The sequence below is a fragment of the Fodinibius sp. GM108 genome (assembly GCF_058386985.1).
On sequence record NZ_JBYEIR010000008.1, the window covers coordinates 29,480 to 43,966 of the forward strand.

Consider the following 14,487-nt stretch of genomic DNA (forward strand, 5'->3'; position numbering starts at 1 on the left):
GCAAGTTTAACATTAGTTGTCGCAAGTAATCAATCTAAAATAAATAAATCACTATGAGTTACTCCATATTTCGGGGGTTCAAGGGAATTGGTTTGTTGCTACTGAGTGTAATACTCTTATCAGCGTGTGCCAGTTCCGAACAGGCCCAAGATCGTTCATCGGAAACTCCATCACAAGACAGAGGAGCGGATAATGGCATAAAACCGTATAGCGAAGTTATTACAGATGAAGCTGAAACTGACGAAGGATTATTTGATGTCCATTTGATAGATGAAGATTATTTCTATGAAATTCCTGATTCTCTGCTCGATCGAGAGATGTTGTTGGTTTCTCGCGTTTCCAAAACGCAAGATGAATTGGGGTATGGCGGCGAAAAATTAAATACACAGGTCGTTCGATGGCAAAAGAAAAACGACCAGGTATTGCTTCGACATATATCCTACGAAAATGTGGCAAGTGATTCATTGCCGGTATACGAAGCAGTTCAGAATTCGAATTTCGAGCCGATTATCGCCTCTTTTGACATTGAATCCCTGAATAAAGATTCTGCCGGTGCTGTAATTGATGTTACGAGCTTATACTCTACGGATGTGCAATCAATGGGATTGCAAAGTTATCAGCGTGAACAGTACCAGGTTCGTCGACTGGATACCGATCGGTCTTTTATCGAACATATCAATAGTTATCCGGAGAATATTGAAGCCCGGAGCTGGATGACGTATGAGGCAGGTAATCCCCCTTCAAATGCCTCAACAGGAACGATTTCTATGGAGATTAATCACAGTATGGTGCTGCTTCCGGAAGAGGAGATGGAGCCGCGTCCTTTTGATCAACGTGTAGGGTATTTCAGTGTTCAGCAAACAGATTATGGTACCGATGCACACAAAGCCGAAGAGGTACAATATGTAACGCGATATGATCTGGTTCCAAAGGATAAAGAAGCATATTTGAATGGCGAGCTGGTTGAGCCGGTTGAACCGATTGTCTATTACATAGATCCGGCAACGCCCAAGAAGTGGCGTTCATTTATGAAACAGGGTGTTGAAGATTGGCAGGAAGCGTTTAAAAATGCAGGATTTAAGAATGCAATTATAGCAAAAGATCCACCCTCTGCAGAAGAAGATCCCGACTGGAGTCCGGAAGATGTTCGGTATTCGGTGATACGCTATTTTGCTTCCGATATTCAAAATGCTTACGGTCCGCATGTCCATGATCCGCGTACGGGGCAGATTCTTGAAAGCGATATCGGCTGGTATCACAACGTGATGAACCTGCTGCGCAACTGGTATTTTGTGCAGACAGCAGCAGCCAATCCAGATGCACAAACGGTTCACTTTGAGGATGAAGTGATGGGTGAACTTGTACGGTTTGTCGCGGCACATGAGGTAGGGCACACGCTGGGACTTCCCCATAACTTTGGATCCAGCTATGCCTATCCGGTTGATTCACTCCGGTCGCCGTCGTTTACGGCTGAGCATGGAACGGCTCCCTCAATTATGGATTATGCCCGTTTCAACTATGTAGCACAGCCTGATGACGGAGTAGAAAGCTTTGGCCCGGCCATTGGTGAATATGATAAATGGTCAATCAAATGGGGCTATACCTGGTTCCCGGATGAAATGAGCCAGGAAGAAAAGATGGAACAGCTTAATGAATGGACTCGTGAGCGAGCTGATGATCCACGCTATTTTTATGGCAGTAGCAGTAATGATCCGCGTTCCCAAACCGAAGATCTTACCAACGATGCCATGCAAGCAAGCGAGTTAGGTGTTGCTAATCTTCGTCGTATCACAGATAACTTGCTGGAGTGGACCGATCGCGAAGGCGCTAATTATGATGAGCTCGAAGAATTGTATGGCCAAATTGTTGCCCAGTGGAGTCGCTATACAGGGCACGTCCTCAATAACATCGGTGGTGTTTATGAAACGGATAAAACCCATAGCCAGGATGGACCTGTCTATGAAGTTGTTCCCCAGGAGCGACAAAAACGGGCAATGGACTGGCTGGCCGATTATGGATGGGCTTCCCCTTCATGGATGTTGAACTATGAAGTCTTGGACCGTATCAACGAAAGTTCTGTTGTGGATGATATACGAAGTCGTCAGACTAGTCTCCTTAATAGCGTTGCAGACCCTGGTATGCTGGGACGCCTGATAGAGTGGGAGGCTCGTTCTGACGGAGATACATACACACCTTTTGAACTTATGGACGATCTGCGCAATGCAATCTGGCGCGAGCTTGACGACAATAACCCTGAAATCGATGTCTTTCGCAGAAATCTACAGCGTGGATACATTGAGCGGATGGAATACCTGATGACAGAGGAGCCAAGTATTCCTCCACAATTTGCACAGTACTTTAGCATCAATGTGGATGTAAGTCAGTCAGACATCCGCCCGATAGTCCGTGAGCAACTGCGATTGCTGCAAGATTCGATAAGTAATAGCATAAATCAAACCAATGACAGAGCTACACGTACTCATTTGATCGATGCGCAGGAACGCATTGAGGATGTGTTAAATCCGAATGGTAATTAATGATTAATAAATTACTTATTTAAAAGATTCAGAGCCCCGGTGAATACTGGGGCTTTTTAATTTTGAGAAGGTTATCCGATGATTGAGGAATTAAGACAGCGGCAAAAATCTATCTTTCTTCAGTTGTTCCGCGGAGCATAAGAAACCGCAGAACTATGAACAAGAAACAGAAGAATATCGTAGCTTCATCTATATCGATGTTCTTAATTCCTTGTTCGGTGTTCCCATTTTCCGTCTGGTTGCTTTCATAAGAGCAACAACATCCAATACTACTCTTGGTTTGTCATCCCGATCCCGAAGAGTTTCGGGAGAGGGATATCAAGCGTAGATAAGGCTATAATTTTTACAGATGCGAGACTTCCAATACAGTTGAGATTCCTCATCATTCAGAAAAACACTGAATTCTTCGGAATGACATGAAATAGAATTGTAGAACTAAAGCAGGGGAAAATCAGGTGCCATTCTGTGCAGGTCTGTGGCCACTTCTAAGGAACAGAAGAAATAATGAACAAGAAATTTTATCTACTTCAATGTTCTTAATTCCTTGTTCGGTATTCGATATTTTCAAAACATCTTTTAACATGAACCAGTTGATTAAAAATGTACGATTCAATAGAATAGTTGCCAATGTATATCAACTAAAAATTACAAGGGATAAATATGGGATGGACAATCTGCTGTAAACGGCTGCTAAAAATATTTACGCTAATCGCGTTTGTTTTGTTGACTGTTGCTGATTTACAAGCTCAGCAATTGGATATGGAGAAACTCAAAGCCATGGAGCCGCGCAACATCGGGCCGGCGGGGATGAGTGGCCGCATCACTGCTATTGATGTCATTCGCGATAATCCTGATGTGATTTATGCGGGTGCAGCTTCTGGAGGTATTTGGAAATCTGAGAGCGGTGGCGTGGATTGGAAACCTATTTTTGATGAGCAGGGCGCCCATTCTATAGGCGACATTTCCATATTTCAAAAGAACCCGAGCATTATCTGGGTTGGGACTGGTGAAGGAAATCCACGAAATAGTGCTAACATGGGAGCCGGTGTTTACAGGAGCATTGACGGCGGACGAAGCTGGGAATACATGGGATTGGAAGAAACCCGTACTATTCATCGGATAATTGTGCATCCCGAAAATCCCGATATTGTATATGTCGGCGCGCAGGGAAATCCCTGGGGAGACACCGAAGAGCGCGGCGTTTACAAAACGACTGATGGTGGTGAGACATGGGAAAAGATTTTATACAACAATGATCGCACCGGTGTTGCTGATATGGTGATGGATCCGTCGAATCCCAATAAAATATTTGTTGCCATGTGGGAATATCGGCGCTGGCCCTGGTTTTTTGAGTCCGGCGGTGAAGGATCTGGATTGTATCGCACACTCGATGGTGGAGAAACCTGGGAAGAGATAACAGATGAAGATGGGTTGGCCGAGGGACCATTGGGACGTATTGGTCTGGCTATAGCTCAGAGCGATCCTGATCGTGTCTATGCATGGGTAGAGTCCGAAAACAACGCGCTCTACCGCAGCGATGACGGTGGCTACAGCTGGCATAAAACAGTGGAGATGTCGGAAGACGACGCTGTAGGTAATCGCCCGTTTTATTATGCTGATATCTATGTTGACCCAAAAAACGAGAATCGCCTGTATAGTTTGTATTCTTTTCTATCGGTGAGTGAAGATGGTGGAAAATCATTCGAAAGTATCTATCCCTACTACAATTATATTCACCCGGATCACCATGCATTCTATATTCATCCCGACAATCCATCATTTATCATTGATGGTAATGACGGTGGATTGAATATTTCCCGTGACAGAGCCGAGACCTGGCGATTTATAGAAAATCTTCCTGTGGCCCAGTATTATCACATCAACGTGGATATGGATTTCCCTTATAATGTATATGGCGGCATGCAGGATAACGGTTCCTGGCAGGGGCCGGCCTATGTGTGGCGTGATGGCGGAATCCGGAATGCGTATTTTCAGGAAATTTACTTCGGGGATGGATTTGATGTGGTGGTCGATTCCAGCGATTCCCGATATGCTTACGCTATGTCTCAGCAGGGTAATGTGGGACGTGTGGATTTACAGACAGGACACTCCAGTTTTTCTCAGCCTACTAATCCCGGGGGCGAAGATCTGCGGTTTAACTGGGATGCTGCCATTGCCCATGATCCTTTTGATGAGGAAACTATCTATTATGGCAGCCAGTTCGTTCATAAAAGCACCGATCGCGGCGATAACTGGACCATTATTTCTCCGGATTTGACGACTGATGACTCCACCAAGCAGCGACAACATGAAAGTGGTGGTTTGACGATTGATGCCACCGGTGCTGAGAACTTTACTACGATTACTGTTATCACTCCCAGTCTTTTACAGGAAGATGTGATCTGGGCAGGTACTGATGACGGAAACATTCAGATTACCCGTGATGGCGGAAATAACTGGACCAACGTTGCTGAGAATATCGATGATGTGCCGGAAGGCAGCTGGGTTGTTCAGATTAAAGCCTCTCGTTACAATGAAGGAGAAGCTGTTGCTGTGATAAATAATTATCGCCGTAACGATTGGACCCCCTACATCATGCGCACTACCGACTATGGAGAAAGCTGGGAAAATATTGTATCGGATGCAGGACTGGAAGGATACGCTCTTTCTTTTGTACAGGATCCCGTTGCTTCTGATCTGATGTTTGCCGGTACGGAGTTTGGCCTGTATGTGAGCATTGATGGAGGCGATAGCTGGACGGAATGGACAAATGGGTATCCCACCGCATCAACCTATGATATGGTGATTCATCCCCGTGAACACGATCTGGTAATCGGAACATTTGGACGTTCGGCCTGGGTATTGGATGATATTCGTCCGATGCGCGAGCTTGCACAAAACGGTGTCGAAGAATTGGATAAAGCAGTTAATATTTATCCTGTTCCTGATGCTTATTTGGCCGAAGAGCGACAGGCTACGGGTACACGTTTTGCGGGCGATGCTATATATAGCGGAGAAAATCGCCCTTCCGGTGCCCGGCTGACATATTCAATTGCCGAGCTGGTCGAAGATGAAGATGAGGAGGAAGATGAAGAGCTTGTTGTGGAGATATTTAACAGTCAGGGCGATAAAATTCGTACGCTTAAAGAGAAGCCTTCCCATAGTGGTATTAATCGCATGACATGGGGATTGAACGAAAAAGGAGTTCGCGGTCCAAGCCGAAGAATGCCATCTGAAGATGCTCCCGAGCCTTCAGGACCTGATGTACTGCCCGGGAAGTATAAAGTTAAAATGACCTATGCGGGTGAATCAGACTCTACAACAGTAAACGTGCATTTCGACCCGCGGATTGAATTCAATATGGCGGATCTTCGAGCCAGACGTGATATGCAACATGAGCTGATGAAGCTCCGTGAAACGGCTGCTACAGTGACAAATAAATTGCATAAAGCCAATGACATGATTGAAACGGCTGAGAAATTGCTTAATTCCGAAGATCATGAAGGACTGCAGGAGCACACCAAACAAGTAAAAGAATCTATTGCGGATCTGCTGGATGAGATGTTGGGTGAAGAAGATGACCGACAGGGGATAACCCGAAATCCGGAGCCTTCGGTTCGTACGCATTTGAACGCACCAGGACGTCATTTGAGCAGCGCAATCGGAGGTCTCTCATCTACAGAGCGTAAACTGATGAAACAGGCGGAAAATTCTGTAAATGAAATCGTGACACAGATCAACGAATTCTTCGAAAATGAGTGGAGTGAATATGTTAAGAAAATGGAAGGAGCTGATCTGACACCCTTTCAACAAATTAAATTGGTAGAAATGGATTAAGCGGTTGTACTTCTCGTTGTGCTGCTTTGCTGTACAACGGAATATCGAATACCGAACAAGGAAATATGAATGTCGAAGTGCAGAAACCTCAGTATTCTGCAGTTCCTTGTTCATTATTCTTCGGTTTAATCTCGTTCCGATGCTCCGCGTCGGAACTACTTGTTATGCTCCGCGTAACGGTTTAACGCTTCTTTAGGGTATAAACCAGATGTAGGATAGGACGCGAAAATAGTTAGCAATATCCGGACAGAACACAGAGCGTTCATTTTGGCTTCAGCCGCAGAGCAGCTGAAGGGAGATAAATGGCACCTGATTTTTTCCTGTTTTAGTACTACCATTTTTTGTCATTCCGAAGAATTCAGTGTTTTTCTGAATGATGAGGAATCTCAACTGTATTGGAGGTCTCGCATGAAAAAATTATAGCCTTATCTTCGCTTGAGATCCCTCTCCCGAAACTCTTCGGGATCGGGATGACAAACCGGGAGTAGTATTGGATGTTGTTGTTCTTATCAAAGCAACCAGACGGAAAATGGGAACATCGAACAAGGAATTAGGAATGTCGAAATAGCTGAAACTTCAACATTCTTCGGCTTCTTGTTCATTATTCTGCGGTTCTTTCTTTGGAAGCAATCTTATCCCAAAAAACACTAACCGCTACACCAACGACAATAACGACCGCTGTTCCAAGGGGATTCAGCCATAGATACTCAATCCCTTTGGTAAATCCGTCGGGGATATCATGCCACGGCATTAGCAAACGCCAGCTGCCTGTTTCAGGATGCTCAAACAGACGATCGAAAATAAAGACGGTACCCATTCCAGTAACAAGTCCTGTAAGAGCCCCAACGCCATTGGCTCTCTTAACCCAGAGCAGTAGCACAAATACGCCTAATATAGATCCGTAAAAATAGCTGCCGATTTTATTTACCAATTCAATGATGGATCTGGTTTCCCCCAAAGCAAGGGCAGCCAGCGTAGCTAGAATTCCCCAAAATACCGTCGTCCAGCGCGATGATTTGAGATACCATTCCTCACCTCGGTCTTTGGAATCGAGTCGCTTATACCAATCAACAATTGAAATTGTAGCCAGTGCATTAAGCTCGCTGTCTATGCTGGATAAAGCTGCGGCAAAGATGCCGGCAACAATCAATCCGATGATGCCAATAGGAATTTCATTCAGGATAAAGTAGGGCAGAATATAGTTGGTATCATTCAAGCTGGATCCGGTGATTTTCTCTTGTCGCTCCAGTTCTTGTTGACGGATGTCGTTAAGCCGGTTATCAGCCTCTCTAAGCTCTTCGGCATAATTTGCAGTCTCATTCTCGATCAGAGCCATGGCAGCATTCTGGCGATCACGATATGCCGACTCATACTCTTTCTGAAGCATTTCGCCGGTAAGTTCTATTTGTTCATCTTGTGCGACAGGTTCTACACTTCGAAAAGTTATAGGGGCAGAGCCAAAAATGTAGAACACGTAGAGCATTGCTCCCAACAGCAAAATAAAGAACTGCATCGGTATTTTGGCATAAGCAGAGAGGAGCAACGAATTTCGGGCATCGTTGAGGGATTTTGCCGTGAGATAACGCTGTACCTGGCTTTGATCAGTTCCGAAATAGGAGAGCATTAGAAAAAGAGCGGCAATTACGCCGGTCCAGATGTTATATTTTTCACTGATGTCGAAGCTCAAATCCAGTGCTTCCAGTTTTCCCAGCGTACCTGCAAGATAGAGCGATTCGGAAAACCCCACATCTTCGGGCATTTGGTAGTGAATCCAGTAAAAACAAAAAGCGAGCCCGAACATCATTACCGCCATCTGCTTTACATCGGTGCGAATAACGCCGCTGATGCCTCCTACCATCGTATAAAGCGTTGCTGTAATACCTATAATCAAAATGGTAGTTGAAAGAGGTAGGTTGAGAAGTACGGCCAGCACGTACGACGGCGCGGCAATGATAATACCGAGCCCCAATCCGCGTGACATGAGAAACAAAAAGCTCGTAAACAATCGCGTGGAGAGCCCGAATCGCTCTTCGAGCACTTCGTAAGCGCTAAAATTTTGCAATTTATTGAAAAAAGGTACAAGCGTGGTACAAAGAATAATCATGGCGAAAGGAACCGCCAGGTAGATCTGCACAAATCGCATATCCTCGACGTATGCTTGGCCCGTGGTGCCAATAAACGTAATAGCTGAGGCCTGTGTGGCCATCACTGAAAGTCCCATCGCCCACCACGGCATGGAGCGGTTAGCTAGGAAGAAGCCCTCAATATTTTCACTCTGTCTTCCCCGGCGCGTCCCATCCCAGATGGTGTAACCCAAAAATGCAATAAGAATCAGCCAGTCGATCCAGTGCATATTGATCTAAATTGGCAGGTTAAAAAAGTAGGTAAAAACGCCCAGTAGTATGATATATAGCACACCGATCCCGAAAACGAGCCAATAGTTCGGTTCTTTTTTTGAGTTTGTTGATGATTTATCTGACATTTTAATCGAACTATATTATTAAACAGTCTGGAGATAATAACGAGTAATAAGTGATGAGTAAACGAATAAATTAACTCGTTACTTATTACTTGTTACAAACAGCTTCTAATACTTCAAGCAAAGCAGCAATATCCTCATCATCATTATACACATTAGGCGCGATCCGTACAGCCGATCCCCGAACAGAAACATGAATGTTGTTTTTATCAAGCTGCTGCTGCAGTTTTTTTATAGGGATGTGGTCTGGCAGTCGAATTCCAAACATGTGATTGCCGCGCCATTCCGGATCTTCAATTTGGTAACCATATTCAGGTAATCCCTCCACCAGGTCAGCGGTCAAATTTTGGCAATAGCTTTGTATGTTTTGGGGATTCCATTCCAGGATCTGCTTGAGTGCTTCAATCATCATCGGCACCAGAATAAAATTACTACGTTCTCCCATATCAAAGCGCTGGGCGCCGGGCTGGTAATCTGTCTCATAATCTACCAGTCCGCTGAAGTCTTCGCTGTTTTTGCGGACGATCCAGCCTTCTTCGAGCGGAGTGCCATTTTGCAGTCGGGGAGCAATGTAGCTGAGTGTCATCGCATACGGACCCATCAGCCATTTGTATCCGGCGCAGATAAGAGCATCGGGTTGAATTTGCTGCACATCAATAGGAAGAGCGCCTACCGATTGCGTACCGTCTATGACAAAATAAGCATCATTTTCACGGGCTTTTGATCCGATTCCCTCAAGATCAAAAAGTGTGCCGTCTGTCCAGTGTATATTACCGAGAGCGACGAGAAGTGTATCTCGACTAATGGCATCAATCAGCTGTTCATTCCATTTTTTGCCGCGGCTATTTCCATTTTCAGGTGGATCTATGACCCTGAGTTTACAATCATGTTCATCACAAAAGCGTTTCCAGGCATATACATTGCTGGGAAATTGTTCACCGGTAATAACAATAGAATTTCCCTTCTCCGGATCGATATTTTTAGCTACACTTGCCAATCCATATGAGACAGCCGGCATAATAGCAATGTCTCCGGGGTTGGGAGCATTTATAATCTGTGCAAAGAGATCACGGAGTTTGTTGCTGTCTTCAAAGAAAAGATCCGGAGTCGTCTCCCAGGGTCGATTTTTCCCCTTAATACCCTCAACTCCTGCTTGCTCGACAGATTTCAGCAGGGGAGAGAGATAGGAGCAGTTGATGTAATGATGATTGTCGGGCAGAGAAAATAGGTGCTTTTGGCAATCCATGATACTTGTTGAAGGTTAAAATGTTGCATGTTGAAGGTTAAGTGATCAGGCTTAGATCTACAAATCTGTAGTGGAAATGCGCACTTAAATTGCAACTTTTAACGATCAATCTTCAATTTTTAGCTGATCCGTAATCCGAAAGCTTTCCGGTCCGAATTGAAATAGTACATCAAGAATACAGCACCAGGGTTCAAAACCTTCGAAGTGTTGGTGGTATTTCGGATGTTCAAAGTCGGGGTCGGTTTTCTGCTCGGCCTGACGCTGATAATGACGGCTATCGTATTCCTGGAATAGTGCATCAGCTTCTAAACATTGAGCCAACAGATCAGGATTAGAATCATATTTCGGAATTTCGCTGGCAAGTTCGTAATCGATGCTAATATCCATAAAGCGAAACAGTCGTTTTTGGATATAGAGAATAAATTCCATCAGATAGGTATAGTCATAAGCCGATTCAAAATCGGCTTTGATTTCGGGCTCGTAAAAATCATAATAGATGCTGTTGCGGTAGTTGTATTCGATGGTGCGCAGCAGCGGTGTCACCCAATCCTCGGAGTGATCCATACGCACGTCTTTGATTGCTTTCTTGCGGTCTTCGGTGCGGACGGGAATATTTATCCACTGGGTACCGTCAGGGGTGCGGATCTGTGCCCGGTGAATTCGGCTTTTGCGCGACCAGCGTTCGACATCCTGCAGAAAAATGCGATCCGCCTGCAGCATGGCCGCCAGATCATATAGATTAGGAGCAAACTGAGGCGTTAAAAGAGCTAGTTTCATTGATGCGTTATGCGTAATTCGTGATGCGTAAGAACGGTTTAGTATCCCATTATACAAAATTTGATGTTATCGGGATATCGGAGAGTAAAAATTTGATATTGGTCGAATAGTCAATGGAAGTTTCCTGAACTTTATATGATCTCCTTCGTTCATTGATCATAGTTAGCAATAACTTCGCAATTTTTGTAAGTATTTTAATTCTGTGATAAGCAACTTCGTTACCCAATATGTGACGACTTTTAAAATACCAATCTTTTGCTTCTCGGGTAGATCCCAGTGCTATCTCATAGAATCTTGCTTGTTCCTTTTTAGAATTTCTCGAATATCCCTCACAAATATTTGCACTAATTGAACCAACTGAACTATACAGCTGGTCTGAAAGTGAAAATAGTTTCCCTTCAATAATTGGTGCGATATCAATCCAACTTAGATCTGCCATCTATAAAGCAATGCGATAAACCTTAAGACTCCAAACGCATCTTCTTTTATATCAGTGGGAACATCCTCAATCCATTTATCAAAATTCATAACTAGTAATTTAATAACTTTTAAGTAAGACCGTTTGATAGGTCGTTCCTTACAAAAGTTTGGCTAATTATCCACGAATTACGCATTACGAATCACTCGTTAAGCATTAGCACTAGTGCGGCATAAGCCTTATTTTTGAGGCAATTGAACAGAAATTATTTAACTCAAGAAGTAAGGTTTTATGGAAGGTAATGTACGCGTACGTTTTGCGCCTTCGCCCACTGGATTGCTGCATATCGGTGGACTGCGAACGGCCCTGTATAATTATTTATTTGCCAAAGGAAATAACGGGACATTTGTTTTAAGAATTGAGGATACCGATCAGGCTCGTTATGTAGAGGGAGCTGAAGATGATATTAGAAGATCGCTGCAATGGGCCGGAATGGAAGTTGATGAAGGACCTGAAAATCCCGGTGATGTTGGTCCGTACCGGCAGAGTGAGCGCAAAGATATTTACGAAGAGTATGCCGAGCAGTTGATAGAGCAGGGGCATGCGTATTATGCCTTTGATACACCCGAAGAACTCAACCAAATGCGGGAGCGATTGCAGAAATCAGGGAATCCATCGCCGAAGTATGATTCTATTACCCGTATGTCTATGAAAAATAGCCTCACACTACCTAAAGAAGAGGTGGAACGTAAGCTTGAAGAAGGCGAAGATTACGTTATTCGTCTGAAAGTACCGCGCCGCGAGGATATACGTTTTGAGGATGAGATTCGCGGTTTTGTTTCTTTCGAAAGTAAGGGGCTCGATGACCAGGTGCTATTGAAATCGGATGGTATGCCCACCTATCACCTGGCGAATGTGGTTGACGATCACTTGATGGAAATTTCGCATGTTATTCGTGGTGAAGAATGGCTCAGCAGTACACCTAAACATATGCTGATGTACGATTATTTCGGCTGGGAGCCGCCAAAGATGGCGCATCTTCCGTTGATTATGTCACCCAGCGGTGGCAAGCTTTCCAAGCGAAAAGCCGAGAGTGAAGGTATCCCCATAAATACGAAGGATTACATAGAACAGGATTTTGAACCCGAAGCACTGGTGAATTTCCTGGCTTATCTTGGATGGAGCCCCGGTGACGATTCCGAAATCCACTCTCTGGATGAGCTTATCGATATGTTCTCGCTCGACCGTGTGAGCAAAGGCGGTGCGGTATTTGATTATAAAAAGCTGATCTGGTACAACGAGCACTACTTGCGTGAAAAACCGGCCGATGAACTCTGGCCGCGCGTTCAGAAAATTGCGAAAGAGCACGGACTCAATCCCGATGAGGAATATATGAAGCAGATTATTCCTCTGATGAAAGAGCGGGTGAGCAAGATTGAAGATTTCATAACGATGGGACGCTTTTTCTTTGAAGATCCTGAAGAGTACGAAGATAAGGCCGTCGAAAAGTGGAGCGATGATAGCGAAGAACTCCTGGAGGCTTACGTCGAGAAAATAAAAAAGCTTGATGAAGATGAATTTGAAGCAAAAACACTCAAGGATAAAATCAAGGAAGTAACCGAAGAGCATGATGTTGGCTTCGGTCCGGTAATGATGCCGCTTCGCGTGGCTGTTTCTGGCATGGGATACGGTCCCGATCTGACACCTACAATAGAGCTTCTTGGCAAAGAAACAACGATTCGCCGGATTAATACAGCTATCGAGAAGCTTAGTTAACGCTTATATAACGATATAAAATCGGACCAGATTTTTCAGAGACTTTTATAAAATCCAATTGTGTCATGCTGAACTTGTTTCAGCATCTAGGCAATATAGCGTTAAGGATTATAACGTTGTTAGTTGCAATAGACCCTGAAATAAATTCAGGGTGACACAGGATTTTTGTAGCCTTTCTATAGGAGAATCTGATACATGTCATGAAGAGTTTATGATATTACCCTAAAAATCCCTCTATCCTACGGCATGCTTCCTCCAATTCCTGCTCTTTTTTGGCGAAGCAGAATCGCAACAGGTACTTACCATCATCAGGATTGGTATAAAAAGATCCACCGGTGACTGAACCTACCCCAGCTTCTTCAATCAATGTTGAACAGGCTTCTTGATCGTTGGCAAAGCCAGGACGATCCCGCAGTGGTTCAAAGCTTGCAAAAACATAATAAGCACCTTCCGGCCAGGGGACATCGAAGCCAACTTTTTCAAGGGTTTGGCAAATACGGGATCGTTTTTTGGTGTAGTCCTGAAGTAACTCCTCATAATACTCATCGCCGGTAGGATAGCCGTCCGCCAATCCATACTGCAGTGGAGTGGGAGCACAGATATAAAACAGATCACTCAACAGCCCCATCTGTTCAATAATATGCTCAGGACCGACAGCATATCCCAGGCGCCAACCGGTCATATTAAACGTTTTTGAAAAACTGGAAAGAGTGATCGTCCGTTCATACATATCGTCCAGAGAAGCGAGAGAAACGTGAGTGTGATCGTCATACGTCATATACTCATAAACCTCATCGGTAATGGCATACAGATCATGCTTAGTCAAAAGTTCACCCAGGTGCCGAAGTTCCTGTCGCGACCATACTTTACCCGTCGGATTGTTGGGAGTAGTAATGATAATTGCTTTTGTTTTGGATGTGATAAGCGATTCCAGCTTATCAAAATTGATATTCCACTCTGGCGGATCCAGGATCATCGTTTTCTGCGTTATATCCCGGAGCTCTAGAATTTTGCTGTGATATCCGTACAGGGGTTCAAACAAAATTACCTCATCACCGGGATTAAACAGACCAAAAGTGGCAGTGACAAATGCGCCGGTGGAACCGCTGGTAATCAAAATATTATCTGAACCAGGGATTGGGATTTTGTTAAAAGACTGGACTTTGTCAATAATACGTTGTTTAAGGGAATCAATTCCGCCAAAAGGAGCATAGATCGACTTGTCATTGTCAATTGCTTTTTTAGCTCCTTTCTTAATGGCATCAGTCGTTGGCATATCACAGATGCCCTGACCCAGGTTAATTCCATCTACGGCTTTGACACGGTCAGTGATTGAACGGATATCGCTTTGGATGAGTGCTTCTGTTATGGATGCAAGTGGCTTCATAACTGTTTCTGATCAATTAAAAAAGGCGAT

At 44.3% G+C, this 14,487-nt stretch carries 8 protein-coding genes; 3 read left to right on the forward strand and 5 right to left on the reverse strand.

Annotated elements, in window-relative coordinates; all coding sequences use genetic code 11:
• Positions 1 to 53 precede the first annotated feature (53 nt).
• Together ACT3ID_RS14975 and ACT3ID_RS14980 are read left to right on the forward strand one after the other, a co-directional pair.
• On the forward strand, positions 54 to 2,537 hold the full coding sequence (locus ACT3ID_RS14975; RefSeq protein ID WP_491542860.1) for a zinc-dependent metalloprotease: 2,484 nt from the start codon (positions 54 to 56) through the stop codon (positions 2,535 to 2,537).
• A gap of 759 nt (positions 2,538 to 3,296) precedes the next feature.
• On the forward strand, positions 3,297 to 6,374 hold the full coding sequence (locus ACT3ID_RS14980) for a VPS10 domain-containing protein (protein ID WP_491542861.1): 3,078 nt from the start codon (positions 3,297 to 3,299) through the stop codon (positions 6,372 to 6,374).
• Positions 6,375 to 6,975: 601 nt separating this feature from the next.
• On the opposite strand, the gene ACT3ID_RS14985 is transcribed toward ACT3ID_RS14980, so the two are convergent.
• From ACT3ID_RS14985 to ACT3ID_RS15000, 4 genes are all read right to left on the reverse strand, one after another.
• Entirely contained in the window at positions 6,976 to 8,727 is a 1,752-nt protein-coding gene (locus ACT3ID_RS14985) for a sodium:solute symporter family protein (protein ID WP_491542862.1), read from the reverse strand.
• A gap of 214 nt (positions 8,728 to 8,941) precedes the next feature.
• Positions 8,942 to 10,099: an aminotransferase class V-fold PLP-dependent enzyme gene (locus tag ACT3ID_RS14990; protein WP_491542863.1), complete on the reverse strand. Its 1,158-nt coding sequence runs from the start codon at positions 10,097 to 10,099 to the stop codon at positions 8,942 to 8,944.
• Between the two features lie 105 nt (positions 10,100 to 10,204).
• Positions 10,205 to 10,876 (reverse strand): WbqC family protein, encoded by a 672-nt coding sequence (locus tag ACT3ID_RS14995; protein WP_491542864.1) that lies wholly within the window; start codon positions 10,874 to 10,876, stop codon positions 10,205 to 10,207.
• 49 nt (positions 10,877 to 10,925) lie between these two features.
• Positions 10,926 to 11,315, reverse strand: a complete 390-nt coding sequence (locus ACT3ID_RS15000; protein WP_491542865.1) for a four helix bundle protein — start codon at positions 11,313 to 11,315, stop codon at positions 10,926 to 10,928.
• A 270-nt stretch (positions 11,316 to 11,585) separates the two neighbouring features.
• On the opposite strand from ACT3ID_RS15000, the gene gltX reads away from it, so the two are divergent.
• Positions 11,586 to 13,070 carry a glutamate--tRNA ligase gene (gltX, locus tag ACT3ID_RS15005; protein ID WP_491542866.1) on the forward strand — a complete coding sequence of 495 codons (1,485 nt, stop codon included), beginning with the start codon at positions 11,586 to 11,588 and terminating at the stop codon, positions 13,068 to 13,070.
• Between the two features lie 217 nt (positions 13,071 to 13,287).
• On the opposite strand, the gene ACT3ID_RS15010 is transcribed toward gltX, so the two are convergent.
• Positions 13,288 to 14,457, reverse strand: coding sequence for a pyridoxal phosphate-dependent aminotransferase (locus ACT3ID_RS15010; RefSeq protein ID WP_491542867.1), 1,170 nt, complete (start codon positions 14,455 to 14,457; stop codon positions 13,288 to 13,290).
• Positions 14,458 to 14,487 lie beyond the last annotated feature (30 nt).